The organism is Niallia yueguangensis, from assembly GCF_052663115.1.
This window is the reverse complement of record NZ_JBQTCX010000024.1, coordinates 1-26,146: the sequence shown is the minus strand read 5'-3', so window position 1 is coordinate 26,146 and position 26,146 is coordinate 1. Positions and strand designations below refer to the sequence as shown.

The window sequence follows — 26,146 nt, the reverse complement described above, 5'->3', positions numbered from 1 at the left end:
GACTTGCTCAGCCCCGAAGAAAAATGTTCTCTTGGCTCAAAAAGTGCTCTTTACTTTTAGAGACAAGAGGTTATCTTTCACAGGGGCTAGGCGCCGGAGCTAGACACTTATCTAAGTTAAAAATTTTACACTTCCTAATATTCGAATAAATCAGAAAACTTATACCAATATTCCCAGTCACTTCTTATGCTCTTTTATTTATTATAAAGAGGATGCTTCTTGCAATCTTAGCTGCAGGTTTCTCAGTGCACAGCATAGGATTACAAAGCATCCTCATTTCTAAACATCATATATATACAGTTTATGATTATTTTTGTCCTTTTGCCAACCAGGCAGCACCAATTACACCTGCTGCATTTCCAAGTGTTGCCACATCAATAGTCGTCGATTCGACAACACTTTTAAAAGAAAACTTTTGGAAATTTTCTTTTACAGGCGTTAACAAAACGTCTCCTGCCTTTGAAACTCCTCCACCTAATACAATCTTTTCCGGATTAAGTGTATTAGCGATATTAGCTAAAACTAAACCTAAATGAAGTGCAACATATGTAATGACTTCGTCTGCCACTTTATCCCCATTTTTCGTTGCAGCAAACACATCTTTTGCTGTTAGCTTACCATTTTGAGCTAATACATCTCGAAGCTCACTATTGATCGTTTTCTCGGCAAGCTTTTCGTTTGCTAATCTTACAATCCCAGTGGCAGATGCTATCGTTTCTAAACAGCCCGTTTTACCACAATTACAAGGAGCACCGTTTTCTATTTCAGACGTTAAATGGCCGATTTCTCCAGCTGCACCTTTAGTACCTTGAACAATATTGCCATTAATAATTACACCACCGCCAACACCAGTACCTAAAGTAACACAAACTAAATCTTTGCAGCCAGCTCCAGCACCTTTCCACATTTCACCTAACGCAGCACAATTCGCATCATTATCAATAGAAACAGGTAAACCAAGTTCTGTTTCCAACTTTTCCTTTAACGGAAAATTATCTGGCCATCCTAAATTTACGGTATTATAAATAACGCCTGTTTTATAATCAAAAGGACCAGGCGCCCCCATCCCAACACCTAACACATTTGATTTAGAATGATTCCATTTTTGCAAATGTTCTTCAACCGATTTTGCAATATCTTTTGTAATATTTTTTCCTTCATCGGAATTATCAGTCGGAATTTCCCAATTTTCAATAATTTCACCGTTCAAAGTTAAAAAAGCGATTTTGACAGTAGTACCACCTAAATCTACACCAACTACCCAGTTTTCCGTCATGATTTATTCTCCCCTTACTTCTCTCTTTCTTCTTTTAAATGCTGAATTTTTTGATTTATGATAAATATCGCTGACTCTAAGTCTTTTTTTTCAATTAATTGAGATTGATATATTTCTTCCAATTCTGATTTCATTAATTCCAAGTCACCGATTCGATCACCAGTATAAATAATCGTTCCATAGCTTTTTAAATATTGTTGGACATCATAAATACTTTTCATTATTACCCTCTATTTTATTCTATTATTTTATGAACACGGATATTAAATCGCTTTCATTCAAGTATATGATAATTTCCTGTTTTCCTCAAGGGTATTATAAGAAAAGCGCAAACGCCTTGGCAAGACCATTAAAAAAATATTTTTTGGACATGAATAAAGCTTTTCCGCCATATACTATGTAAAGTTTTGTTTGTCCTTTATTAAAACAATCGTGGTGATGAAAATGAAACGAGATTTTATGTTATTAAGTTTTTGTCTTCTTATTATTATTTCTATATTTTATATTTTTCAACAAAAACAAATTGCAAAAGAAAGTATTACTTACTTTCCAATCGACCCAACAGTGTCTTTTCCTATTGCAGAAACATCTATCACTTTAGAAAAGCAAAAAAACGATAATTATAGTATTTTATGGGAAACGACATCTAATTTAAATAAAAGGGCTTATTTAAGACAACATATGAGTTTATTGTATGCAAATGGCAAGCTCGTCAGTACGATGGGGGAATGGAAACAACATACGATGCTATTAACCGAACGAAAGAGCGTTGTAGAAAAAGAAAGCAGACTATTTAAAACCATCTCCTTTCATTATGCAGAAATTCATGATGATAGTGATCGGATTTTCAGTTCGCAAAAAATAACAGATGATTTTTTATATGTAATTAATTCTCGATTTGACAATAAAGCAAAAGCTTTCAAAACTCCTCAATCAAGAGAAGAAAAAGAATGGAAAAAAACATTGGATTCCGAAACAAATCATTATATAACCTACTATTTTAATAAAGGTGTAAAAGAAAATCGATTATTGTTGAATCAATATCCAATTCGTTTACTATTAACTGATCTAAGCAAGTATGATAATCTCCCATTTAAAGGATTTACAAAAGAAAAAACTGCTCAAATAATTGGACAATTAACGGAAGGATTATACAAAAATTATTTCCTGGGAATTAGGAAAAAAGATGGGACAATCGTTGATCCGATAGGCAGCACCATTCCTTCTATATTAATTAATAAAGATCATCTCCTTGTCGAATTCACAACAAAAGATGGAGAATCTGTTATTTTACGACAAAGAATAACTAATCAGTAAATCATTGTCATCCTTAACGATATTTATTAGGGGCATCTTAAAATATCGTTGATTGAAAAAGTTTATTGAAGTTATTTTTTCAACTCTTCAGATTTAGTTATCATGAAGATTAAAGTACAAATTCAACCTACTTTCAGACTGAACGACAAGCTTGTCTTTTTATTTACGAAGCCTGGCTTATATTACCATTTTTAAATAAACCTCATCAGAAGTAGATATTGTGAAAAAGCTGTTTTCTCAAAGTTTGTTGTTTTTCACTTGAAAAATGGGAGAAGAAGTACTCAGCAGACTGAATACACGAAGACTCCTGTGGGAATGCGAGAAAGACGAGACCCCACAGGAGCGAATGCGACGAGGAGGCTCGACGCTCGCCCACGGAAAGCGAAGTGTATTCAGGCTGCGAGTTTAAAGCAACAATCAACCTTCGCAAAAAAGACAGGCGTTTTTCGACAGCCTGAACAAGGTTTTTCAATAACTTGTTGGTCTTGAAAAAACGGTGCTCATCATTTTATCTCGAATCCCAGGCAAATTCATGACAAACTTAATTAAATATTGTCTTATCAAGCTGTTTTTAAGGACCATATTCATGATGCGATATCGTTTTTTAATCAAAACATATCCACCTAATCCAATTAATATAATGGAAAAAAGTCTTGACATTTTTTATCCCTCCCACCAAGTAGTTTGAGAAAATGACATGTTTTTTATCCATTATTTTTTCTTTCGTAATTCCTAGGAAACTGCACGGCTTCTCCTCTTTTTACTTACTATAGACCTTATTCTCTGTGATAATTTTTGAAACAGGCTGATCATGTGGTTCTATAGGAAGCTTTTCCACTATTTGCTTTTGAAAAGCTAATGAAACAGTTATGCCGCTGTATTTTTGCAAATAGCGATCATAATATCCACCGCCAAAACCGATTCGATAGCCGCTTTTTGTATATGCAAGACCAGGCACAATCAGCAAATCCATCTCATGATGATCTGTTGCTTCTGTTATGTGTTCAACCGGTTCATACAAGTTGCTGTACACTTTTTCTAATTGCTCAAATGTCTCGATTTTCCGAAAAATCATTTCTTTCGTTTTCGGTAAACATTTTGGTACACTTACCGTTTTTCCTAGTTGCCAGCAAGTTCGAATAATGGAATATGTATTGACCTCCGGATAATTTGAAATCGTGATGCCAATACTATTTGCTTGTATAAAACTACTATCTTTATATAAATTTTCTGCAATTTGCTGTGACAACTGTTCATGAAAATTTTTATTTATAGTTTGTAATTCCGCTTTTAGCTGTTCTCGTAAGGCCGTTTTCTTCTCTTCCACAAGTATTCCTGGTCATATTAAAGTATAACAATTCATACCAAAACATATTAAATTGACCAGGATTCACCTCCCTTTTGTCGTTTTTTTAATACCAATAAATTTTGCTGAATCTCCAAATTAATTTTAAAGGTTTTATCCCATATCTTTTCAGAATCTGCCCATCTATTGTTGTCATATTAAACTGTTTTCTTTCTGGGTATAAAGCGGTTATAAAACCAACATATTTTTCGCCATTTCTTTTGGTATAACAAACATAATCTCGATGCTTAAAACCTTCTACTTCTTTTGTTTTAGCTTTGCTCTTTCTAAGCATTGGTTTTATAACCCAGTCCTTTATTTCACACTTATGTGGATTGACCTCTAAATTTGTTGTCACAATGGCGTCATTGCTGTGACTCTTTTCAATATTCCAATCAATCCGTCTATTCGCTGTGTCTCCTCCGGTTGTGAGTGTTAAAAGAGCCACTTTTTTTAGTTCTGTCCGCAAATGCTTTTTCCCTTGCATTACATGCATAGCCGCTTTATAATCAATCTTTTTTCCATCAATGAGGGCATAAAATCGTTCGGCATGGTTCATTTCTTCCCCGTTAATCTGGTTATGGCAGGAGCTGCACAAAGTAATGAGATTTAAAATCGAATCCGCGCCTTTTAAACGTCTCGGTGTAATATGATGAACCTCTAACCTGCAATCGTTTTTCCCACAGCTTTGACATGTATACTGATCACGCATGAGGGCAGCGATCCGTAAATGTTCATCTAAACGGTTTGATTTTTGATAGTGCCATCGGTATAGTTTTTTCCCTTCGCTTAATGCACGGATATCGATTTGCACATCCTCTAAATGAATGTGATCCATTCGCACCATTGCGTTAATTTTTTGATGACACGAAGTATGGCTTCTTTCTTTTGTTTAATACTAGGGGGAATTCTTCCTTTTCTTTTCGATGCACAGCGATTATCGAATCGTTTTTTTCGATATTTTTTATGCGATCTTCTGTATTTTCTATGACCTCGCCTTACATCTATTTTGTCTTTGACATCTTGTCTATGCTCGATTGTCCCTTTGAACACGGGCTTGTTTTTAGATGCGTAATCTTGAACCAAAGCAATTCCCGTATACTTAGCTCCATCATCAATGCCTAGTACAATCGGAGTTTTGTCTATTTTTTCAGGCGGAATCTCTTTTAATAATTGAATCACCATTGGAAACTTATTGACTAGTTTCGCTCGATTTTTTCGAATTAAATACCAGCCTTTCTTTTCCTTTGTAGGGCTCAGGGCGCGATCATTTACATCCAATACAAAGCAATAAGAAGTCATCTCTGACCAACATCCAAATAGGGTATTTTCCTTCTTGCTAAAGTCAAAGGGCGGACATGTGTTTTTGGTGTTTCGCTTCCATAACCTAGGTTAGCTTTCTTCCTCAACACTCACAGATCAGGAGACTGAAAGAACATCTCATCGGATACATACCGTCAGGTGTGTTTTTACCGAACCCCTTCAACGTAGTTCAACGTGCTATCTTTCTTTCGAGAGACTTCACTCACTTAAGCTGGAAAGCAATCAACCCTCCATGACAAACCAAATGTTACGATTTGTTATGGTTTAATAATAGCTGTTGATAGCTCCCTAATAGCTAGCTATGAATATTAAGAGCCTCTATAGTGCACAAAAAAAACAGAAGGGATATCCCCTCTGCTTATTTTGTTTCGCGATGAGTTGTTGTACGTTTTTCTCTTGAACAATATTTTTTTAGCTCAAGACGATCTGGATTATTTCGTTTATTTTTTTTAGAAATGTAGTTACGATCTCCACATTCTGTGCAAGCTAACGTAATGTTTACACGCATGTTATTTCCCTCCAAACTATTGCTATACTAGTTCGCCAGGCTGTCGACAAACGCTCGCTTTCTTCGTTGTTCTCCTTACTCGGATGCTCATTACCCAACCACGGTAACTCCGCTCCTCACAAGGCTTCACGCCTCGAAAGACAAACGTTTTCGATCAGCCTAAAGTTTCTGCTAAAATTACTTGGTCTACACTATATCTAGTTCGTGCATACGACTTTTATATGATAACACTTTTTGTTAGGAAATGCTAGTATGATTTTTTATTAGTAATTGATTCAAATCCATCAGCTCTTTTTTTTCTGCTCCATGAATGGTCCATGCTTTGCAACTAGCTATTGATTGTGGTTTCATTTCCAAATTTAATGAGAATATACTAACAGAAGCTCCCTTTCCCATCGGTTGATACTTTAAGATTCCATTGGCATTATTGCTCCATATCAACTCTGTATGAACATTCCAAAGTGGCTGCACCGTTTTTTGTTCTATTCTGCTGCCATTACTGGTTTCTCCGTTCACTAAAAATAAATGATTATTTACAGTATGAAAAATAACATTATCTGTTGGCGAAACAAAGGTTAACTGCTCATCAAGAGGTTTCGAATAATAATTTAACATTAAAACTTTCATCTGTTTTGACAAGACTGAATGATTTCTTACAAAAATTTCGTTATATTGAATTTTTGAATGTTTTGGAACATGCTTGATATGGACTGAGATAGCTTGTTCAGGAATTAATTTTTCATATCCATTTTGAATCCAATATGTTTTTCCATCTAGCCAAATGCCAATCGTACCAACCAATCTCCCGCTAATAGACTTTTTTTCCATACTTTGGTAATCTGATTGCAAATAAGCTTCTGTTTTCATCCTTATTCACCTTTTTTTTAGTTATTTTTATTTCAACAAAGAACTTGCCTCCATTAAAGACTATACTACTCGTTTCTAAACATTTTCTTTCATCTTATTTTGAATCAACAGCTCGTCGAATACTCTTTTCGTTTCATCTCCAACGCGATTCCAACTAAATAATTGTTCTACTAGCTTTCTTCCATTGTTTCCGATCTCTTTTGCTTCTCTTTTATTCTCTAACAAAAACTGAATGGCTTCTATAAGATCATTAACATTACCAGGATCTATGAGAATCCCTGTTTTTTTATGGTCGACTATCCCTTTTAATCCCCCCGTATTGGAAACGATGGTTGGTTTTGCAAAGACAAGGGATTCTAATGCAACAATGCCAAATGGTTCATAATGACTTGGAATAACGGCAATTTCAGCTAATTGATAAAAGGCTCTTTTCTTCTCTTCTTGTAAATATCCTGTTAACAATACAGTAGATTGCAAATTATTTTTTTCAATATATTTTTTATATTCATCGTACATAGGACCTACTCCGGCAAGGACAAAAAACACATTCGAATTTTTTTGTCTAAATCTTTTTGCTGCTTCTAATAATGTCCCAAATCCCTTTTCTTTTACAAGCCTGCCAATAGCAAAAACAATTCTTTTTTGCTTATTAATGGAAAACTCATGGATAGTTGATATAGAAATATCTTTTATTGCTTGTGCATTTACCCCATTTGGAATTATCGTTATTTTGTCTCGTTCTGTTTGAAAAATATTCATTACTTCTTCTTTCATAAATTCACTGCAAACAATAATTAAATGAGAGGATGCAATGAGATGTTTTTCTTTATTATGAATAAACCTTTGCATCTCTGTATAAATGCCACCGTTTCTACCATGCTCTGTGGCATGTATCGTGGAAACTAACGGGATATTTAACTCCTTTTGCAGCGAAATAGCTGCTGCTCCTACAAGCCAATCATGGGCATGTATTATATCAAACGGATAAAAGGCTGCAAGCTCCATTCCTTTATTCCACATACTGATGTTTAATCCACCAATCCAATGAATAAAATTTGCTTCCAGACTGTAAATTGGTTTAACTCGATATACGAATAAGCCTTCTCGTTCTTTACAGTCATACGGTTCTGCCTTTATATCCTGAGTTGTTATTAGGTGAACTTCATAATCTTTTTTTATTAAACTTTCACATAATCCTGCAACATGTGTTCCAAGACCGCCAACAACATTTGGCGGATACTCCCAAGATAATAATAACACCTTTTTTTTGCCGTTTTGTTCAACCTTAACTTCACGTTGTGACATTATTTTAAATGAATGATTTAATACAGGGAATTGTTCTTCTCTAGATATTAACATGTTTTCATCATATTGATTATGAAAACTTTCAGAAATTTTCACTGCTGCTTCTATATGATTTTCGATTTTATTCCTATTTTTTTCAAGAACAGGAGATAGTAGTCCTGTAAGAAAAAGCCATTCTTTTTCAAGCGCTTTTATTATTCTAATTGCTTTAGATGGCAGCTGTAACCTTTTCCATTGCTCCAGTTCTTTTTCTATAAAAGAGCTTGCTGCATAATATTTTCCATACCTTTCAATATCAATATCATTTATCTCTTGTAAAAAACTTGCACTTAAATGCACTTTATCGAGATCTTGACTAAATTGTTTTATATACATACTAGGAGAAATGTGGACAACAAATCCTTCGTCCATTAAGTATGTTAACTGTTTATCCAATTCTTTTTTTCGGAAATGATATGCTGTTAATTCCATAACTAGCGAGATGACCGATTGCTGCCGATAATGATTGTATTTATTTGTTAATGCTACCATTTCTTTTTCTACCATTACTTTTTGCTTGTTGTCATTATTTAATAAATCATACAAATTCTCTTGAATTGGAAAAAATATGATATCATGTGGGGATACGACTGCCGTTCCTTCTTCTAAAGGGGCAGGATCACTATAATAAATCGTTTCATTACGAATAAAACTAAACTTTATACCAGCTTTATTTAAATATAAATCTAGTCCTGGAGCATAACGACCTTGCGGAAACCAAAAGCCTTTTGCCTGATATGCAAACAGATTTTGCAAAATAGCTAATCCTGCTTCTATTTGTAGAGTAAATCCTGATTGTGTAGAGATATTTGGCAATGTACTAAACGTTGCGGGACATGCAAGCAAGTCCAATTTATTATTCTTCATTAGCTTTTTTATCGTTTCGTTTAATTGTTTATGATACTTTAGCCAATATTCGTATTCTTCTTTATATTCCTGTTGATTATTTTCTAAAAATTCAGTCATCTCTTCTTGAAAGCTAGTTAGCTCTAAAATTTCATAATACGTTGGGGGCATTGCCAACTGTACCGGATAATTTCCGTTTTGTTGTTCTAAAGCTTGTAAAAAACGAATAAACTGAATGGAAGCTACATATGTTTTGTTTCTGTCTTCTTTACTTATCGAAAAAAATTGAATGAAAGGAATATCAGCATATACAACCGTTTGAAAATAACAATAATTCATTTCTTTTCAACATCCTTTCGTTCTTCCATTTTATAATAACTATAGGTACTAACGTGTTCAATCCAATTTGGCATTATTACTTTTCCTTCTACCCATTTCTCCATTTCTTTAGCTAAATTTCCAACATGTGCTTTTGATGTTCTTGGCAATTGAATAGGATTTGATTGTAAAACTGGCAAAAAGGTTTGATAGTGATCGAATACACCTATTTCAAAGCAATAACTACGATTAGGAGCTAAATCAGATACGACAAAATAATCTGCCCCATTCGTTAATGTTATTTGTTTTGAGGAATGGGCGTTGCTTCCATTGTAAATAATACTAGTTATATCGTTAATTTTTAAAACAACCGTTCGATTGCTACTGTTTATTTCATAATAAGAAGTAAGGATATCCCATTTTCCTTGTGGGATTTTCCAGAAAACAAAAACACTAGTTGCTGATATTGACCACGCTTCCATTCCGTTGTTCCGCATCATCGTATTAATGCTTGTCCTTACCATTGGAGAAATATATAGTTCATTTTGTTCCTCCTTATTTTGTTTGAAGGTCTTTTGCTCTTCAGGATTGTTTTTCATGTATTTATTCCACTGATATTGAATTTTCCCGACTGTCGATTCTAGTTCATTGGCAATTTTACGAAAAGAAAGTCCTTTTTTTCTTAACTTGATGATTTCATCCAGCAATGAAAGTAGCACCCCTTTCCTGTATAGTTTTAGTTAATAACCTTTCACTTTGTTGTTCTAGAATCTTATTTGTTATGTTTTTATTTATACTTTTATGTTATCACTGAATAGCAGATGTCACAATGAACATATTTTGTCGTAACATGCTATCGATATTGTTCATTAGTCTTTTGGAACGAAAAAATTTTTTTCTCCATGTTTTTCCTCTTTTAAAAGGCTTTCATTCGACACAAGAGAACGAAAAATATGCGTGTTAAACGACATTTTTTTGTTTCTACGGCAATTTTCGTAATATACGTTTTTCAAATTACGCACTAATAGAAAACAATTAACTCTGAAACTACTTAACTTGGAAGAAAAACGCACCTTTTAATTACAATATGTAGTGTTTCTATTAACAATCATATGCATGGTTTCTCTTAAATGGTAAAATAAATAGTGAGGCTATACATAACAGCTTAGTATTTCTTAGAGGTGACTATATGTTTATTTTAATGATCTGTTTATTAAGTTTTTCCATTGTCCTTTTTCTATTATCTTTTTTTGCAAAAGACCCCTACAAGACCTTGCAGGATGATTTAGATCAACTCTCCATTCAGCAATATCAAGAACTTTATAAAGTGAAAAAAAAATTAAAATTATTAGAAGAAGAATTATTGATAGATGAAGTAGATTTACATACATCACCAGTACACAGCAGCAAAATAGAGAATCCAAACATCACAAATATTCACGCCATTATTAAAAATCAAGTTTGGTCATTAGCGTCTCAAGATGTACCTATTCATCATATTGCCACGCAATCATCTTTATCCGTTAGTGAAGTGCAAGAGATTATTAAGGAAGGCCAAAAAAGGGGAATGAATGTATGAATAAGTCAAGTCTGCGTGCTTTCGCATTCGGCGTTTTCTTTTCTGTCAGTCTGATTGGCTCTTATTACAGCTACAGCGAAAAAAAGCAGACAGCAGCAAAGCCAACTACAAATGAAGCAGAAAACCTTTTAAAAGAAAAAGGATATACGATCTTAACGGAAACAGAATATGAACAACTGCAAACACAAATAAAACAAGCAAAAGAGTCTAACGAAAAAGACAAACAACCAAATAAGAGTCCAGTTAAAAAAACATCTGATTCTGTTTCGTATGACCTTTATATTGTAAAAGGAATGACCATTACACAAATTGCCGAACAGCTTGCTAACAAAAAAATCATTGATAATGAAAAAGACTTTGAACACTATTTAATAAAAAATAATTATCATACGAAGGTGCAAATTGGTACATTCACCTTAACAAATAACATGAACTACAAAAAAATAGCAGAAGCCATTACAAAATAAGCATATAAAAAACTCTCTTGTTAGGTTGGATACTTAACCAACTACTTAACAAGAGAGTTTTTTATTTTGGCTCTTTTCGTATAGATTATTGTTATTTAACCCGCAGCTGAATACACTTCACTTTCCGGGGACGAGTGCCGAGCCTCCTCGTCGCATATGCTCCTGCGGGGTCTCGTCTTTCTCGCTTTTCTTATTTACCAATCAAAATGCCTACCTTTTACTAAATAAAACACACTTTCGGCAATATTCGTTGTATGATCTGCTGCCCGTTCTAAATAACGACAAACGAAAGTAAGATGAGAAACTTGTTGGACAAACTCAGGTTTTTGTCTGCTTATGTCCATCAGTTCATTGATTGCAACCCCATATAAATGGTCTACTTCATCATCTATTTCTGCAATCTTTATGGCTAGTTTCGTATCTTCTTCATTAAAGGCTTTCAGTGCAAGCTCTAGCATATTACATGTAATTCCCACCATTTTTTCTACATGGGCAACTGGTTTCACTAACTCCTGGCTGCCGATTCTAATGGTTGCTTTTGCAATATTTACTGCAAAATCAGCTATTCTTTCTATATCTGTTGCAATCTTTATTCCGACAATAATTCTTCTTAAATCAATCGCAACAGGCTGCTGTTTCGCAATAAGCAATATTGCAAAATCATTAATTTCTTCATACATCATATCTGCTTTTGAATCATTATCAATGATCTCAAGTGCCAAATCAATATTTTTTGTTTTTAACGCTTCTAATGATTTCTGCAGTGCATTTATGGAAAACTCACCGATTTCAGTTAACTTCATTTGCTGCTCTCTTAACTCTAGCTCAAACTTTTCTCTAACCGGCATACATTTTCTCTCCTTTTATTGTAAACATTATACTTTTATCCAAAACGTCCTGTAATATAGTCTTCAGTACGTTGATCTGTTGGATTAGAGAAAATTTTATCTGTTTGATCAAATTCTACTACTTCTCCATTTAAGAAAAATGCTGTTTTATCGGAAATACGCGCTGCTTGCTGCATATTATGTGTCACGATAATGATGCTGTAACTTTCTTTAATTTCTTGGACTAGTTCTTCTACTTTTAATGTGGAAATTGGATCTAACGCAGAAGTTGGCTCATCCATTAAAATAACATCAGGTTCAATTGCTAAACATCTTGCAATACAAATACGCTGCTGCTGGCCTCCAGATAATCCAAATGCATTTTGATGCAAACGATCTTTCACTTCATCCCAGATTGCTGCGCCTCTTAAACTTTTTTCCACGATTTCATTTAATATTTTTTTATCTCGTATACCATGAATTTTCGGCCCGTAAGCAACATTTTCAAAAATAGACTTTGGAAATGGATTTGGTTTTTGGAATACCATTCCTACTTTTGTACGAAGCTCTTCTACTCCATAGTCTTTATCAAAAATATTACGGCCGCGATAATTTATTTCTCCAGAAGTTTTTACACTTGGAACAAGCTCAATCATTCGATTTAATGTTTTAATATAAGTAGACTTTCCACATCCAGAAGGACCAATAATAGATGTTACTTCATTTTCCATAATATCTAAATCGATATTTTTTAATGCATGTTTTTCTCCATACCATAAATTTAATTGATTCGTTTTATATACAATGCTTTTCTCTGCTGTGTTTGTTGACACTTCTTTTTTTGTCACAGGTTTTTTCGCTAATGTACTATTCATATTAAATCCCCCTTATCCTATTTAAGATTAATAACGTTTCTGAAATTTATTGCGAATTAGAACAGCGATTGAATTCATTATTATTAATAAACCTAATAAAACGATAATTCCTGCTGCTGCTAAATTTTGAAATTCTTCTTGCGGTCTTCCTGTCCAGTTGTATATTTGCATTGGAAGAACAGTAAACATATCAAAAACCGTTTTTGGCAAAAACGCTAAAAATAGCGGCAATCCTAATACAACAAGTGGTGCTGTCTCTCCAATCGCCCGAGAAAGAGCTAAAATCCCTCCTGTTAAAATACCAGGGATTGCTGTAGGCATTACCACTCGTACGATCGTCTGCCATTTCGTTGCACCCATTCCTAAAGAAGCTTCTTTTAATTCATTTGGCACCGCTCTGATCGCTTCTTGTGAAGCAACAATAATAATTGGGAGCACTAATAAACTCATCGTTAATCCTGCTGCTAATACACTCGTTCCTAAAGATAATGCACGAACAAATAAAGTTAAGCCTAATAAACCAAATACAATGGAAGGTACTCCAGCTAGATTAGCAATATTTAATTTAATAAAAGCAGTAAACTTATTTTTACTTGCATATTCTTCTAAATAAATAGCTGTTCCTACTCCAATTAATAAAGAAACAGGAGCAACAACCGCCATTAGCCAAACAGTTCCAAGCAGCGCTGTATATACACCAGCTTGTTCAGGTTTACGTGACGGTAAACTTTGTAAAAACTGTAAATCCAAATAGCCAATTCCTTGAGTCAATACCCGATAAAAAAGGAGCCCTAATATAACCAAGCCAAACATTGTTGCACAAAAGAACAGTGCACGTAATATCACATTTTTTATCAGCCTTGGTTTCATTTTTTCAGTAACTTTTGCATGATCAACTAGTTTCATCAATATTCCTCCCTAAAACGACGAGAGATAAACTGCGCAAGTAAATTCATCACTAATGTAAATAAAAATAAGGTGAATCCAACTGCATAAATACTATAATAAATCGTGGTGCCGTAACCTGCATCACCTTGGCTTACTTGGACAATATACGCAGTCATCGTTTGTATAGATTCTGTAACGTTTAAACTTAAGTTCGGGGTGCTCCCTCCAGCTACAGCAACGATCATTGTTTCCCCAATCGCTCTCGATAACGCTAAAACGATAGATGCAACAATTCCAGAAACTGCTGCAGGCAATACTACTTTTAATGATACTTCAAGTTTTGTAGAGCCTAATCCAAGTGCACCTTCACGCATGGAGTTAGGAACGGAGCTCATTGCATCTTCTGAAAGAGAGGCAATCATTGGTGTAATCATAATTCCGATTACAATCCCTGGGCTTAAGGCATTAAACATTTCAAGGGAAGGCATGATATCTCTTAAAACAGGCGTTACAAATGTTAAGGCAAAAAAACCATAAACAATTGTTGGAATTCCTGCAAGAACTTCTAGTATAGGCTTAATAATACGTCTTGTTTTATCGGATGCGTATTCACTTAAAAAAATGGCAGAGGCTAATCCAAGGGGAACCGCAACAATAGCAGCGATGCCTGTTACCTTTAGTGTTCCTGAGATTAAAGGCATAATCCCAAAAAAGCCTGGATCTGAGAACGGATACCATTTTTTCGCTGTAAGAAATTCCACGAAAGAAACTCGCTCGAAAAAAGTAAAGGTTTCAGCTAGTAATGTAAATAAAATTCCTAGCGTAGTTAAAACAGATAGTATTGCTGTAACTAATAAAACTTTTGGCATCAATTTTTCCAGCACTTGATTTACACTTGCTTTTTTCTTGTTCTCCTCTATCATCTGTTGTACAGAGAATGATTGCTTTGTTGAGTTTTGTACACTCATTATGAAAAATCCCCCTTTATCCACATGCGAAGATGGAAAGCTTAAGTGCAAAGCTTTCCATCAAACTTTTTTTACTTAACAGCTTTAATTAAATCTGCATCTTTTGTATATTCTTCTTCAGGAAGCTTAACGTAGCCAACATCTTCAGACATTTGAGCTGCATTATCGATGATGAAGTTCGCAAAGTCTTTTACTTCTTCTTTTTTCAATGAGTCATTTTTGATATACGTGAATAATGGTCTTGATAACGGTGCATACTCTCCGCTTTCTACTGTTTCATTAGTAGGTTCTACTGGGCCGTTTCCACCATCAATCGGAACTACTTTTAATTTGTCTTTATTTTCAGCATAATAAGCATAGCCAAAGTAGCCGATAGAGTTTTTATCACCTGTAACACCTTGTACTAATACGTTATCGTCTTCTGATAAAGTAGCTTTTTGAGCAACTGGTTTACCTTCTAAAATCACTTCATCAAAATAATCAAATGTTCCAGAATCTGTTCCAGGAGAATAAAGTTTGATTTCTTCTGCTGGCCATCCTTTACGAATATCTGACCATTTTTTTGTTTTTCCATCTTCTATCCAAATTTTCTTTAATTCATCAAGAGTCAAGTGATCTACCCATGTATTATCTTTATTTACAACAACGGATAATCCGTCATAAGCTAATCTTACTTCTGTATAGTCAACACCTTTTTTTTCTAATTCAGCTTTTTCTTCATCTTTAATTGGACGTGATGCATTACTAAAATCTGTTTCTCCAGCGATAAACGCTTTAAAACCGCCACCTGTACCGGAAGAAGCTACAGATACTTTTACATTCGGCTGCTCACTTCCATATTCTTCAACAATAGCTTCCATGATAGGATAAACAGTAGAAGAGCCGTCTATTTTAATTTGACCTTCAAGTTGCTTTGCGTCTCCGTTGTCAGCATTATTTGCGTTGTCGCCTGCTCCACATGCAGTTAGTGTAAGCACTGCTCCTAATAATGCTGTAAAACCTAATCGTTTAAAGCTTTTCATTTCTTTATTCCCCCTAAGGATGGTTGTTTTGTTTACAAATTCTACTATAAGACTTTTGTATTAATTATGTTTTAACGAATTGTAAAGGTTTTGTAAATTCGCTAGAGTTAGTAGACTTCTTAAAAGCTGTTAAAACACTTGCTTTTTACTCTTCTTTAGGCATTACTACGCGATTTAGTCAACTCCATAACCTTATATACGTAGTTATTTTGGACTACTTCCTATTAAAAAAGAGGTAAAACTATTCTTGACTAATAGTTTTACCTCTTTTTAATTGCTTATTCTTCTTTTTTTCCTTTTCCATCACTATCTTGCAGACGTTCCTTTTTTAAATCAAAATACGCATCCAATACTCTTTCGCCAATCTTTTTATTTGCGCCATTATCGACGCTTCCTTGATAAGCCCATGGAACCATAACAGCCATTGCTACTTCCGGATTTTCTGAAGGAGCATAACTAATTAAGCTTAAATTATATACTTCTGGAGGTTCCTTATAATCACTTCGCAACGGACCATCATAAAAAGCTTGTGCAGTTCCTGTTTTTGCTGAAGGCGAATACGATTTTCCACCTAAATAAGTATACGCTGTCCCTTTTTGTGTTTGAGCTACCATTTTAAACCCTTGCTGTACCCTTTTGATCCATTCTGGCTTAGCATCAACCGTATTTAATACTTTCGGTTTAATCGTTTCAACAATCGGCCCAAGCTCGTTTTCATCAGAAACTGGCTCCCTTATTTCTTTAACAATATGCGGTTCCATTCGGCTGCCGCCATTAGCAATCGTAGAAACATATTGAGCAAGCTGCATAGTGGAATACGTATCATATTGTCCTATTGATAAATCGAGTAAAAACCCTGGCAATGTTGTATTGGAGCCTTTAAAGCCAGTTTGTTCATTTGGCAAATCAATCCCTGTCCGAACGCCTAAACCAAACTGTGCATAATAATTTCTCATCGTTGTAAAAGCACTCGGACTAACACTTAATGGTTGATTATATTCATAATTTCCGCCGCCGATTTTTATGGCGGTTCTAAACATATAAACGTTTGACGATCTTTGCAATGCTGTTAAATCATTAATATTCCCCATATAGGTCCATGATTTTTTCAGTGGGGTCCCTGCTATTTTTATGCCTGTATCACTTAAAACAGTGCCAGGTGAAATAGCACCTGTTTTATATCCGGCTAATACTGTAGCACCCTTTACAACAGAACCTACATTATATGTTGTTGTAATATTGCCAAGGGCATCATCTTGCATTTCTGTTTTTCCGGTCTCTTCATTTTTTACTAATCTTTTTCCCGCCATGGATAAAACTTCACCAGTATAGGGGTCCATTAACACAACATAAGCACGATCTAATAGCTTTGTTCCTGCTGATTGTTTTGCCCTTTGTAATTCTTCTGCTATTATTTTTTCTACTTCCAGCTGTAATTCCATATCAGTAGAAAGAACAAGGTCGTTTCCTCTTTTTCCTTCCGCGATGACTTCCGTACTTGTAACATTGCCGCTTTTATCTGTTTGATTGCGAACCTTTTCTTTTTGACCTTTTAATACATTCTCATATTCCATTTCAATATAGCTAGTTCCAACACGGTCATTTCGACTGTATCCTCTAGCTTCATAATAGGCCAGTTTTTCTGCCGGCAAACCTCTTTCGGAAGAACTTACATTTCCTAACACCGATTTTAATGTATCGTTAAACGCATACATTCGATCCCAATCTGTTGTTGTATCAACTCCAGGCAGCATTTCTAAGTTTTCACTGACAATTGCCAGCTCCTTATCAGTTACATCCTTATTTTTAACAATTTGTGGTGTTAACTTGTAGCCGCTTGTAAATTCACGGTAAATAGCGATGACTTCTAGATCATCTTTTGTTAATGTTCGAAGTTCTTTTCCTGTAATTCGTTCTAATTGCAATTTATAAACTTGTTTATTATATTCCTCTTCATCCGGATATTTTTCTTGCAGCTTCTTTTTTTCTGCAGCAGTTACTTTTTCCGCTGCTACCTCTGGATGCAGCATGATCCAATAATCTTGTTTATCCCGCTCTGTTACTTTCTTTGTATCTTTATTAATATACTTTGCCAATTGTTTGGCTGTTTTGATTATTTCTGCTTGTTTGACACCTGTATTCGTATACGTAATCGCATTTTTTGGTGTGTTGTCTACAATTGTTTTTCCAGTAGTATCATAAATTTTCCCTCGAGGCACAGATGTATTTACGGTTATATCTTCTGTTTTTTCCAGCTCCCTCTTATAATCGTCTCCATATACAATTTGCACAAATCCTAACCGGAGTATTAATGCCGAAAACAATAAAAATACTCCAAAGAAAATAATATTAAGGCGAAAAGGCAGCGTTTTCTTTTTTTTCTTATTTCCCAAGTCAAACCACACTTTCTTTTATGCATTCTTCGTCTATTGTAATCGAAAAGATACCATAATTCTATTAATAACCTTTTGGAATATTAACCCATAGAAAACTTCTTCCTTCCATATAGTTGTAGTATGTGCTGCCTTACGAAGACGATTCTTTATTTTAAGAGAGGGAACTTTTACTTTTGGATAAACAGATAAAAAAATGCTCCCCTCCATTTTATAGGAAGGCAGCATTACCACCATTATTTTGTTGTTTCTTTTTTCATTTCAAAATACTTATCCATTACTCTTTTTCCAATTGTCAGATTAGGCGATGGACCATTGGCAGTTGTATACACCCAAGGTACGAGTACCGCCATTGCTACTTCCGGGTTGTCGTACGGTGCGTAAGATACAAGGCTTACGTTCATTACTTGAGGTGGAATTTTACCATAGTTGCTGCGCAATGGCCCATCATAAAACGCTTGTGCTGTTCCCGTTTTCCCAGCAGGCTGATAGGAAGCGCCAGCAAATATTTTCCCGGTTCCCCCTGGCTGCATCACCATACGCAAGCCCCTTTGTACATGGGGTAGCCAGCTAGGCTGTAAATCTAGTTTATTTAACACTTTCGGCTGTATTTCCTGCACCATAGAACCAAGGTCATCTTCCCCTTTAGAAGAATCTCTTATTTCCTTTACCATATGGGGCTGGATACGATAGCCGCCATTGGCAATCGTGGAAATATATTGGGCTAATTGCATATTCGTATACGTATCATATTGCCCAATAGATAAAGCCATCAATTGGTAAGGTGTTTCTTCTGGTCCTCTAAATCCTGCCATTTCATTTGGCAAATCAATTCCTGTTTTTACTCCTAAACCAAATTCACTAAAGGAATTACGTATTTTTGGAAATGCTTGAGGATCAATATCCAAAGGATTATTATACACATAATGTCCTTTACCAATCATAATGGCTGTTTTAGCCATATAAACGTTAGAAGATAGCTGTAAAGCCGTCAAATCATTAATTACACCCATATATTTGTAAGATTTAAAGGGCCGAGAATCTGGTATTTGTATAACCTCATCCTTAATAGGTGTATAAGGACGAATAACCCCTTCTTTATACCCAGTTAACACCATCGCTCCTTTAACAGCAGAGCCAACATTATAAGATGTCGTAATATTGCCTAACGCAAAATCCTGCATCTCTGTATTCCCATTCTCGTCTTTGCCAAGCATTTTGCCAGACATGGTTAAAACTTCTCCCGTTTTTGGCTTCATTAAGACAACAAAGGCTCGATCTAACAAATAGGTTCCAGCATAACTTCGTTTCGTTGCTCTTAATTCTTCTTCAATAATCTTGTCGACTTCCTGCTGCAGCTTCATATCAAGCGTTAAAACAAGGTCTTTACCTGGATCCCCATTCGATATTGTTTTCGAACCAACGATTTCTCCAGTTTTATCTTTAATATATTTCACTTTCTTTTTTTGGCCTTTTAAGATATCTTCGTATTGATTTTCTAAATAACTAAGACCAACTCGATCGTTCATGCTGTATCCTTTTGACAAGTATTGATCTTTTTGTTCAGCAGGAACGCCCCGCTGTGATGTACTGACTTTACCAAGCACCGTTTTTAACGTGTTATCATAAGAATACGTACGATCCCAATCTTTTACAGTATCTACTCCAGGCAATTCGGATAAATGTTCACTTACTCTAGCAAACTCTTCATCTGAAACATCCGTATTTTTCACAATTTGCGGGGTATAATAATATCCGCTATTAAACGCACGGTAAATTGCTAATGTCTCCAGTTCAAATTTTGAAAAGCTGTTTATCTCTTTATTTGTAATTCTTGAGCGCTGCAATTCATTATATGCTTTTTGATATTTTTTCGAATCATCTGCAAATTTCTTATTTAATGCTCCATCTTCTTTTGTGGAAATTTTCTTTTTTGCTTCTTTTTCATGTGTTAATATCCAGTAATCTTTTTTATCTGTTTCGGTTATTTTTTTCAAATCGTCTTTTTTATCCAATTCGATCAGGTTTGCCAACTTTTCGGCGGTTTCCCTCATTTTATCCGCCTTAACTCCCCAATTCGTATACGTGATTGCATTTTTCCCTTGATTGCCGACAATATTATTTCCGTTTCTGTCATACATTTGACCGCGTGGAACTTGTGTACTAATAATAATATCTTCCTTCTTTTCCAACTCGCGCTTATATTCGTCTCCATATACAATTTGTACGAAGCCTAAACGCATAATTAATGCAGAAAACAGAAGAAAAACGGCAAAAAACAACAAATTTAACCGAAGTGGAAATTGACTTTTTTTCTTTTTATTCTTTTCCCCCATAAAATACACCACTCTTTCCTCACTCTGTTTATTTTAAAGGATATTTTTGGTTATTGCTAGAAAAATTATTACATTTATTAAGAATTCTTTACAGAAAACTATCACTCGTTTTTTTCATTAAAGGTGGCGAAGCTCCGAACTCATTTCAGATAAAAAAGCGATGCGACTTAGTCTTTCAACTTAATCGCACCGCTTACCTTAACGAACTGGGTCAAATCGGATTTTTCTAGTATAAAAATAAATAATAGAGTGGCCAGTTCCTAATATAAATAAAATAAATGGAACAATCTGTTCTGTTGGAAAAAAAAGCACCCCTACAAGAAAAATAAGAACAGAAATAAAACGGCCAAAATTCAGAAACAACTCCCTAACAACGATATATTCAATTCTCATTTCTCCAGCATTCCATCCTCTTCCAATTACATCAAATGTTAAGCTAGTATAAGGAACGAGGATCAATGGATAGGCAACGGCGATTACCCCTGCATATATCAATAATTTCGTATAGGAAAAATCAAAGATGATAATAAACATGGATAGAAATAGTAAAATTCCTCCTGTTAAAATCGCTTTGTTTCGTTTATCATTTTTGATTGTTCTCGAAACAATATAATAAGCTAAAAAAGAAATAGCCGAATTAATTAAACCGAATTTCCCTAATGCCATTTCACTTCCTGTTGCAATAAACACAAAAACGGTTATTACAAAAGCAAAAGTGCCTTCTCTTATGCCTTGAAAGAAATGTGCATTTGTAATAAAGCGCCAATTAGGATTGTTTTGCCTTTCTTCTACTATTCGTTTAAATAAAAATTGTCCGCTCGCTGGTCTTCTTTTTAAAAAAAAGCTTAAAACGACCGCAAGTGAAAACAGCCCTAAAGAAATACCGAATACTACCATGTATCCAGATGATTGGGAAAGAGTAGAAATGATATATCCTGCTAAAATCGGACCAATCATACCACCAACAGATGTTAAAATTCCTAAAAAACCATTAAAAAAATCTCTCGTTTCCGGCTCTGTTACTTCAAATGTCAGCACATTAAATGCCAGCCAATAAAATCCATAGCCAATGCCAAGCAAGCTTCCTAATAATAATAAAAAAGAGGAAGCATTATCACCAATAAGGAGCACAGACAAATAAAATAATGCTAAAAAAATAACCCCTATACGTAAAACAATCACTCTGTCTACTTTTTTCGCCCATCTTCCTGCCAAAATAAAAGTTACTAACTGCATAATGATGATTGCCATATTGTACAGCCCTAAATCTTTAAATTCTCCTGACTGCTTCCATAAAAAAACATTTACGAAAGTATTCGAAAGAGCAATGCTTAACGAATATAATCCACCGATAAGCAATAATAAATTTAAATCTTTTGTTAATTCTACATTGCCAAGTAATTTATTTGTTTTCATCATAAAAACTCCCCTTTGTTCTAGGGTAGTTTCTAACAAAAACTTGTTTGTTATTCATCAGAAAAGGCAAAGAAAAAAATGGAGAACCCGCAGTTCAGCAACAAAATAAAAAACACGAGGAAGCTCAGGGTTCCTCGTGTTTTTTATTTTGTTCATTATTATTTCGCTGCTGTGTAACGTTTAGCAACTTCTGCCCAGTTGATCACATTAAAGAAAGCATTAATATAATCTGGACGACGGTTTTGATAATTTAAGTAGTAAGCATGCTCCCAAACGTCTAATCCAAGGATAGGTGTTTTGCCTTCCGTTAGTGGAGAATCTTGGTTCGGTGTACTTGTTACTTCTAATTCTCCATTATTTACAACTAGCCAAGCCCAACCTGAACCGAAACGAGTTGTAGCTGCTTTTGAAAATTCTTCTTTAAAGCTTGCAAAGCTTCCAAATTTGCTGTCGATTGCACTTGCTAAATCACCAGTTGGTTCGCCGCCGCCTTCTGGAGAAATAACTTCCCAGAATAATGTATGGTTAGCGTGTCCACCACCATTGTTTCGAACTGCTGCACGAGCAGCTTCCGGCACTGCATCTAAATTTGCAACGATTTCTTCCACTGTTTTAGAAAGAAGTTCAGTATTTCCTTCTAAAGCATTGTTTAAATTTGTCACATATGTGTTGTGATGTTTTGTATGGTGAATATTCATTGTTTCTTTATCGATATGTGGTTCTAGTGCATCATATGCGTAAGGTAATTGTGGTAATGTAAAAGACATTTTAATATTCCTCCTATGTACTGCGTAATATTTTTTTAATTCCTTCTCTCCTAATAATGGATTACACTATATCTACATTATTAATATAAGAAGTCCTCTGATTAAACAATAGCAAATATTATTTTTTCTTTCAAATAATTTGCTCTGTTTTTAATAAGAAAAGCGGAAGCGCCTTGCACATCGGCGTACGGACTGAAGGGGCTTCGACTGAGATAAAGGAAACACGAAGAGCGTTAGCGATTCGATGTTGACTTATCGTAGGGAGAAGACCTGAAGTACGATAGGCGATAGGCGTTGGAGCTAGACACTTATCTAAATTAAAAATGTTATGCTTTTTTAGTATATAAAATGCCCTATTTTCTTTAATTTCAATCATTCTATTTTTTATTGCCAATCCGCATTGTGATGAACCTCACAAAAAATTATTTTATTAAAGATTTTCATGTAAATAAATAGAAAGTGTTGCCGTTTTTATACAAGTTCGTAAAATTGTCATTAATTGCTTCCACCTTACTATATCAATGGTTGAACACATAATCGAACGACTATGCGTTTTATAAATTGGGAATATCACCCAAATAATGATTGACAAATTTTTTACAATATCTTTTAATCAAAAGGGAAGAACGTTAAGAGGAGTGCTAAGTGTATGTCTGAAATACAATTGTCATTATACAGTTTAATACTTCAAAATTTTTTTGATATAAATAAAATAATCCATGTAAAAAAGGGTAAACTGCTTTTTCAAGAAAAAGATCCTGTTCGCAACATTTATATTTTACTAAACGGTACATTAGCATTAGGAAGAGTCCATGAAAAAGGAAAGGAATTTATTTTAAAAATACTGCATGATGAAGAAGCTCTTTTAGAATATCAATTATTTAAACATTCTCCAAAATATCATTTTTTTTCTAGAACGATAACAGATTGTGAACTATTAACCATTAAACGTGATGAATTTGAAGAATCGGTATTAAAAGACCCTATTTTGCTAACAGCTTTAACGACTTGGTTAAGCACAGGTTATTTAAAAGCAAATATGAAATGTCAAGATCTAATTATGCACGGCAAAAAAGGCGGCCTGTACAGTATCTTAATACGTTTATGTCATTCTTTTGGAAAAAAAACAGAAGAAGGAATTTTAATTGATTTTCCCCTTACTCATCAAGAACTTGCTAATTTAACTTTCGGTACAAGAGAAGTAATGCAAAGGATTTTAAAAGAATTGCGTGAAGCTGATGTTATCTCTTATTCTAATCAAAAGTTTACTATAAAAAATATCGCTTATTTAAAGCAGGCAGTTGATTGTCAACATTGCCCTTCAGATGTATGTGGATTAAATTGAAATCTTCAAGAGCGCTACCTTCAATGGGTAGTGGCAGTGCTCTTGAACATAGTTAAGTAGATGTTCAAAAAGTCACCAAATTAAAGCCTCTAATCTCTTTGTTGAATTGCTTTTCCGCTACTCACGCATCTAACGTTGTGTTGCTCAAAGCAACTCCGCCTCGACATTCTTGCTTCTAATATGCTACTTTTTTGAATACGCACTTTAAAGTACAGTAAATAAAAAATAAATAATCATAATCGTTTGGATAACTGCTTTTGTAATCACACTGCTAAGAAAACCAATTAATGATCCTATTCCAACTTTTATTGCTGTTTTCCAGTTTGTTTTATTCACTGCCAATTCTGCAATCACCGCACCTAAAAACGGGCCAATTAATATGCCCATTACAGGAATAACAAATGGTCCAACAAGCAGTCCTATTGTACTTCCCCAAACCCCCGCTTTTGTACCCCCATATTTTTTTACTCCTATTAAATTAGCTAAATAATCAGCTGCAAACAATAATAGGACAAACATTGTCTGAATGACCCAAAAGAGAATAGAAAAAGGTTTAAAAGACAATAGAAAACCATAACTAAAAAAACCTGCAAGTAGAAAAAGCATACTCGGAACAATTGGATATACTAATCCAACATAAGCTATCAGAAAAAGCACCGTTATAATCGTCCAATAAATATAGTCCACATTCTATCTCCTTTTTTCAATAATTTTTATTATTGCTAATAAAACACCATGTTATTTTATTATAAGGCTCTTTTCGTATAGATTGTTATTATTTAACCCGCAGCCTGAATACACTTCGCTTTCCGCGGGGCGAGCGCCGAGCCGCTTCGTCGTTTCACTCCTGCTTTCTTCTCGCCTGTCTCGCTAATCCCGCAGGAGTCTACTGCTCAGTAATTCTAAAAGGTTTTTCAACTTATTAAAAAGCAACAAACTTTTAGAAAACACTAATATAAAATCTCCCCTTTCAGCAAACAATTATTTTTCTACTAAACGAGTATATCATTATTCCGCCTCACTGACTTTTGTACATGAAACTTGTATCTAATCTAATACGAGGATAGAATAGTAGTGAATATGTAAAAGGGTGTGTCAAAATGAATATTTTTAAGCAGTTTTTTAGAAGCATCTATTCTCCACGAGACATAGCTGGCTTTCGCTATCAGGGAAATGGTAAAACGATACTTTATCTTATCCTTCTCTCCCTGCTGGCATCCATCCCAACCTTATACCATTTAAGTAAAGGAATGAATGAAGGGATAAATTCCTTGTTGGAAGAAGAAGCTCTTTCTTTTTCTATAAAAAATAACGAGCTTCAATCAACTAATAATGAGCCAACAATCATATATAAAGACGATTTAACGATTATTGTTGACTCAACGGGTACATATAATGCCAATAATATTAGTTCTTCAGGTAATACTGTCGCACTACTAAAAAAAGAATTTATTATATCAACAGCTGGGCAAGCACAAGCTGTTGAGTATAGAAACTTCGGGAATGTCAATATAACAAATGAAGAAATTCTTTCTTCTCTGAAATCGTTAAAATCAGCGCTTCCTATCATGCTTAGTGTGTTCGCTATTATTTATTTTCTAGTTATGGCAATTTCTAAAGTGGTTGAAACATTAATCCTAGCGATTTTTGGAAGATTATTTTCGAGAATTTTAGGACGTTCCTTATCATATGCACAAGTTTGGAAAATTACAGCTTATAGCATCACATTGCCTATAATGTTTTTCCTTGTAATGGATAGTTTGCAAACAATTGTACCTAATGGAGCGTTACTAAACTGGTTTGTAGGTCTGTTTATCGTATTTTTATCAATAAAAGAAATTCCGTTAGATAATAAACCTAATGCTGCCTAATAAGAAACTTGCATGAGTTTTTACTTTTCCAAAGGCTCTGTTAAACGATAATGTTGTTTACAGGAAGGGAATCTGCGAGACTTCTGCGGAAAAACGGGCTGGCAGTGAGGTACGAGCGAGGAGGCTTGCCTGTTCGTCCGCGGAAAGGGAGTGAATTCCCTGACCTTTTGAAAATCAACAATGGAATTTAACAGAGTCTTTCCAAAAGGCTGTTTTCGTATAGATTGTTGCTTTTAAACTCGCAGCCC

25 protein-coding genes are annotated in these 26,146 nt (G+C 34.6%); 5 read left to right on the top strand and 20 right to left on the bottom strand.

The features are described from left to right. Positions 1-307: 307 nt before the first annotated feature. Together ACTYA4_RS18215 and ACTYA4_RS18210 are read right to left on the bottom strand one after the other, a co-directional pair. Complete coding sequence (locus tag ACTYA4_RS18215; RefSeq protein WP_443480134.1) at positions 308-1,276, bottom strand: ROK family glucokinase; 969 nt, start codon at positions 1,274-1,276, stop codon at positions 308-310. A 14-nt stretch (positions 1,277-1,290) separates the two neighbouring features. Further along, a complete protein-coding gene (locus ACTYA4_RS18210) occupies positions 1,291-1,497 on the bottom strand; it encodes a YqgQ family protein (RefSeq protein WP_443480135.1) in 207 nt (68 codons plus the stop codon). Between the two features lie 223 nt (positions 1,498-1,720). Here ACTYA4_RS18210 and ACTYA4_RS18205 point away from each other — a divergent pair, with 223 nt between their 5' ends. After that, complete coding sequence (locus ACTYA4_RS18205) at positions 1,721-2,593, top strand: hypothetical protein (protein WP_443480136.1); 873 nt, start codon at positions 1,721-1,723, stop codon at positions 2,591-2,593. 468 nt (positions 2,594-3,061) lie between these two features. Here the strand turns inward: ACTYA4_RS18205 and yqgO are convergent, their stop codons facing one another. From yqgO to ACTYA4_RS18165, 8 genes are all read right to left on the bottom strand, one after another. After that, entirely contained in the window at positions 3,062-3,253 is a 192-nt protein-coding gene (gene yqgO / locus ACTYA4_RS18200; RefSeq protein WP_443480137.1) for a protein YqgO, read from the bottom strand. 100 nt (positions 3,254-3,353) lie between these two features. Then, positions 3,354-3,920: a 5-formyltetrahydrofolate cyclo-ligase gene (locus ACTYA4_RS18195; RefSeq protein ID WP_443480138.1), complete on the bottom strand. Its 567-nt coding sequence runs from the start codon at positions 3,918-3,920 to the stop codon at positions 3,354-3,356. Positions 3,921-4,005: 85 nt separating this feature from the next. Continuing rightward, a complete protein-coding gene (locus ACTYA4_RS18190) occupies positions 4,006-4,776 on the bottom strand; it encodes an HNH endonuclease (protein ID WP_443480139.1) in 771 nt (256 codons plus the stop codon). Then, positions 4,758-5,240 (bottom strand): RRXRR domain-containing protein, encoded by a 483-nt coding sequence (locus tag ACTYA4_RS18185; RefSeq protein ID WP_443480140.1) that lies wholly within the window; start codon positions 5,238-5,240, stop codon positions 4,758-4,760. The genes ACTYA4_RS18190 and ACTYA4_RS18185 overlap by 19 nt, the downstream gene beginning before the upstream one ends. 379 nt (positions 5,241-5,619) lie before the next feature. Beyond that, a complete protein-coding gene (rpmG, locus tag ACTYA4_RS18180; protein ID WP_101175018.1) occupies positions 5,620-5,769 on the bottom strand; it encodes a 50S ribosomal protein L33 in 150 nt (49 codons plus the stop codon). A gap of 237 nt (positions 5,770-6,006) precedes the next feature. Continuing rightward, positions 6,007-6,636 carry a hypothetical protein gene (locus ACTYA4_RS18175; protein WP_443480141.1) on the bottom strand — a complete coding sequence of 210 codons (630 nt, stop codon included), beginning with the start codon at positions 6,634-6,636 and terminating at the stop codon, positions 6,007-6,009. Positions 6,637-6,711: 75 nt separating this feature from the next. Continuing rightward, complete coding sequence (locus tag ACTYA4_RS18170) at positions 6,712-9,165, bottom strand: glycosyltransferase family 4 protein (protein WP_443480142.1); 2,454 nt, start codon at positions 9,163-9,165, stop codon at positions 6,712-6,714. Next, positions 9,162-9,851, bottom strand: a complete 690-nt coding sequence (locus tag ACTYA4_RS18165) for a DUF4912 domain-containing protein (protein ID WP_443480143.1) — start codon at positions 9,849-9,851, stop codon at positions 9,162-9,164. The genes ACTYA4_RS18170 and ACTYA4_RS18165 overlap by 4 nt, the downstream gene beginning before the upstream one ends. Before the next feature lie 482 nt (positions 9,852-10,333). Between ACTYA4_RS18165 and ACTYA4_RS18160 the strand changes: the two genes are divergently transcribed. Further along, positions 10,334-10,723, top strand: a complete 390-nt coding sequence (locus ACTYA4_RS18160; RefSeq protein WP_443480144.1) for a hypothetical protein — start codon at positions 10,334-10,336, stop codon at positions 10,721-10,723. After that, positions 10,720-11,190 (top strand): endolytic transglycosylase MltG, encoded by a 471-nt coding sequence (locus ACTYA4_RS18155; RefSeq protein ID WP_443480145.1) that lies wholly within the window; start codon positions 10,720-10,722, stop codon positions 11,188-11,190. Before ACTYA4_RS18160 ends, ACTYA4_RS18155 begins: the two co-directional genes overlap by 4 nt. A gap of 194 nt (positions 11,191-11,384) precedes the next feature. Here the strand turns inward: ACTYA4_RS18155 and phoU are convergent, their stop codons facing one another. The 9 genes from phoU to ACTYA4_RS18110 all read right to left on the bottom strand — a co-directional run bounded on the left by phoU (position 11,385) and on the right by ACTYA4_RS18110 (position 22,682). Then, positions 11,385-12,038, bottom strand: coding sequence for a phosphate signaling complex protein PhoU (gene phoU / locus ACTYA4_RS18150; RefSeq protein ID WP_445505780.1), 654 nt, complete (start codon positions 12,036-12,038; stop codon positions 11,385-11,387). 35 nt (positions 12,039-12,073) lie between these two features. Beyond that, positions 12,074-12,892 carry a phosphate ABC transporter ATP-binding protein PstB gene (gene pstB / locus ACTYA4_RS18145; protein ID WP_443480147.1) on the bottom strand — a complete coding sequence of 273 codons (819 nt, stop codon included), beginning with the start codon at positions 12,890-12,892 and terminating at the stop codon, positions 12,074-12,076. 27 nt (positions 12,893-12,919) lie between these two features. Next, the gene (gene pstA / locus ACTYA4_RS18140; protein ID WP_443480148.1) at positions 12,920-13,798 is read right to left on the bottom strand and encodes a phosphate ABC transporter permease PstA; all 879 of its coding nucleotides are present in this window, start codon (positions 13,796-13,798) and stop codon (positions 12,920-12,922) included. Next, on the bottom strand, positions 13,798-14,748 hold the full coding sequence (gene pstC / locus ACTYA4_RS18135) for a phosphate ABC transporter permease subunit PstC (protein WP_443480149.1): 951 nt from the start codon (positions 14,746-14,748) through the stop codon (positions 13,798-13,800). Before pstC ends, pstA begins: the two co-directional genes overlap by 1 nt. A gap of 71 nt (positions 14,749-14,819) precedes the next feature. Then, a complete protein-coding gene (locus tag ACTYA4_RS18130) occupies positions 14,820-15,770 on the bottom strand; it encodes a PstS family phosphate ABC transporter substrate-binding protein (RefSeq protein WP_443480150.1) in 951 nt (316 codons plus the stop codon). A gap of 278 nt (positions 15,771-16,048) precedes the next feature. After that, the gene (locus ACTYA4_RS18125) at positions 16,049-18,163 is read right to left on the bottom strand and encodes a peptidoglycan D,D-transpeptidase FtsI family protein (protein ID WP_445505779.1); all 2,115 of its coding nucleotides are present in this window, start codon (positions 18,161-18,163) and stop codon (positions 16,049-16,051) included. A gap of 236 nt (positions 18,164-18,399) precedes the next feature. Then, positions 18,400-20,499 (bottom strand): peptidoglycan D,D-transpeptidase FtsI family protein, encoded by a 2,100-nt coding sequence (locus ACTYA4_RS18120; RefSeq protein WP_443480152.1) that lies wholly within the window; start codon positions 20,497-20,499, stop codon positions 18,400-18,402. 198 nt (positions 20,500-20,697) lie between these two features. Next, positions 20,698-21,918, bottom strand: coding sequence for an MFS transporter (locus ACTYA4_RS18115; RefSeq protein WP_443480153.1), 1,221 nt, complete (start codon positions 21,916-21,918; stop codon positions 20,698-20,700). Between the two features lie 155 nt (positions 21,919-22,073). Beyond that, the gene (locus ACTYA4_RS18110) at positions 22,074-22,682 is read right to left on the bottom strand and encodes a superoxide dismutase (protein WP_443480154.1); all 609 of its coding nucleotides are present in this window, start codon (positions 22,680-22,682) and stop codon (positions 22,074-22,076) included. 649 nt (positions 22,683-23,331) lie between these two features. Between ACTYA4_RS18110 and ACTYA4_RS18105 the strand changes: the two genes are divergently transcribed. Further along, positions 23,332-24,027 carry a Crp/Fnr family transcriptional regulator gene (locus tag ACTYA4_RS18105; protein WP_443480155.1) on the top strand — a complete coding sequence of 232 codons (696 nt, stop codon included), beginning with the start codon at positions 23,332-23,334 and terminating at the stop codon, positions 24,025-24,027. A gap of 204 nt (positions 24,028-24,231) precedes the next feature. On the opposite strand, the gene ACTYA4_RS18100 is transcribed toward ACTYA4_RS18105, so the two are convergent. Beyond that, positions 24,232-24,714: a DUF456 domain-containing protein gene (locus ACTYA4_RS18100; protein WP_443480156.1), complete on the bottom strand. Its 483-nt coding sequence runs from the start codon at positions 24,712-24,714 to the stop codon at positions 24,232-24,234. Positions 24,715-25,127: 413 nt separating this feature from the next. On the opposite strand from ACTYA4_RS18100, the gene ACTYA4_RS18095 reads away from it, so the two are divergent. Beyond that, positions 25,128-25,898, top strand: coding sequence for a DUF1189 domain-containing protein (locus tag ACTYA4_RS18095; RefSeq protein ID WP_443480157.1), 771 nt, complete (start codon positions 25,128-25,130; stop codon positions 25,896-25,898). The last annotated feature ends 248 nt before the right edge of the window (positions 25,899-26,146 follow it).

What these genes read in the sequence shown, in the direction of transcription:
- ACTYA4_RS18155 (WP_443480145.1), top strand. Translation starts at nt 10,720, where the DNA reads ATGAATAAGTCAAGTCTGCGTGCTTTCGCATTCGGCGTTTTCTTTTCT.
- ACTYA4_RS18175 (WP_443480141.1), bottom strand. Translation starts at nt 6,636, where the DNA reads ATGAAAACAGAAGCTTATTTGCAATCAGATTACCAAAGTATGGAAAAA.
- yqgO (WP_443480137.1), bottom strand. Translation starts at nt 3,253, where the DNA reads ATGTCAAGACTTTTTTCCATTATATTAATTGGATTAGGTGGATATGTT.
- ACTYA4_RS18205 (WP_443480136.1), top strand. Translation starts at nt 1,721, where the DNA reads ATGAAACGAGATTTTATGTTATTAAGTTTTTGTCTTCTTATTATTATT.
- ACTYA4_RS18115 (WP_443480153.1), bottom strand. Translation starts at nt 21,918, where the DNA reads ATGATGAAAACAAATAAATTACTTGGCAATGTAGAATTAACAAAAGAT.
- ACTYA4_RS18130 (WP_443480150.1), bottom strand. Translation starts at nt 15,770, where the DNA reads ATGAAAAGCTTTAAACGATTAGGTTTTACAGCATTATTAGGAGCAGTG.
- pstA (WP_443480148.1), bottom strand. Translation starts at nt 13,798, where the DNA reads ATGAAACTAGTTGATCATGCAAAAGTTACTGAAAAAATGAAACCAAGG.
- ACTYA4_RS18190 (WP_443480139.1), bottom strand. Translation starts at nt 4,776, where the DNA reads ATGGATCACATTCATTTAGAGGATGTGCAAATCGATATCCGTGCATTA.
- pstB (WP_443480147.1), bottom strand. Translation starts at nt 12,892, where the DNA reads ATGAATAGTACATTAGCGAAAAAACCTGTGACAAAAAAAGAAGTGTCA.
- ACTYA4_RS18215 (WP_443480134.1), bottom strand. Translation starts at nt 1,276, where the DNA reads ATGACGGAAAACTGGGTAGTTGGTGTAGATTTAGGTGGTACTACTGTC.
- ACTYA4_RS18110 (WP_443480154.1), bottom strand. Translation starts at nt 22,682, where the DNA reads ATGTCTTTTACATTACCACAATTACCTTACGCATATGATGCACTAGAA.
- ACTYA4_RS18210 (WP_443480135.1), bottom strand. Translation starts at nt 1,497, where the DNA reads ATGAAAAGTATTTATGATGTCCAACAATATTTAAAAAGCTATGGAACG.
- phoU (WP_445505780.1), bottom strand. Translation starts at nt 12,038, where the DNA reads ATGCCGGTTAGAGAAAAGTTTGAGCTAGAGTTAAGAGAGCAGCAAATG.
- ACTYA4_RS18105 (WP_443480155.1), top strand. Translation starts at nt 23,332, where the DNA reads ATGTCTGAAATACAATTGTCATTATACAGTTTAATACTTCAAAATTTT.
- ACTYA4_RS18185 (WP_443480140.1), bottom strand. Translation starts at nt 5,240, where the DNA reads ATGACTTCTTATTGCTTTGTATTGGATGTAAATGATCGCGCCCTGAGC.
- pstC (WP_443480149.1), bottom strand. Translation starts at nt 14,748, where the DNA reads ATGAGTGTACAAAACTCAACAAAGCAATCATTCTCTGTACAACAGATG.
- ACTYA4_RS18095 (WP_443480157.1), top strand. Translation starts at nt 25,128, where the DNA reads ATGAATATTTTTAAGCAGTTTTTTAGAAGCATCTATTCTCCACGAGAC.
- ACTYA4_RS18170 (WP_443480142.1), bottom strand. Translation starts at nt 9,165, where the DNA reads ATGAATTATTGTTATTTTCAAACGGTTGTATATGCTGATATTCCTTTC.
- rpmG (WP_101175018.1), bottom strand. Translation starts at nt 5,769, where the DNA reads ATGCGTGTAAACATTACGTTAGCTTGCACAGAATGTGGAGATCGTAAC.
- ACTYA4_RS18120 (WP_443480152.1), bottom strand. Translation starts at nt 20,499, where the DNA reads ATGGGGGAAAAGAATAAAAAGAAAAAAAGTCAATTTCCACTTCGGTTA.
- ACTYA4_RS18160 (WP_443480144.1), top strand. Translation starts at nt 10,334, where the DNA reads ATGTTTATTTTAATGATCTGTTTATTAAGTTTTTCCATTGTCCTTTTT.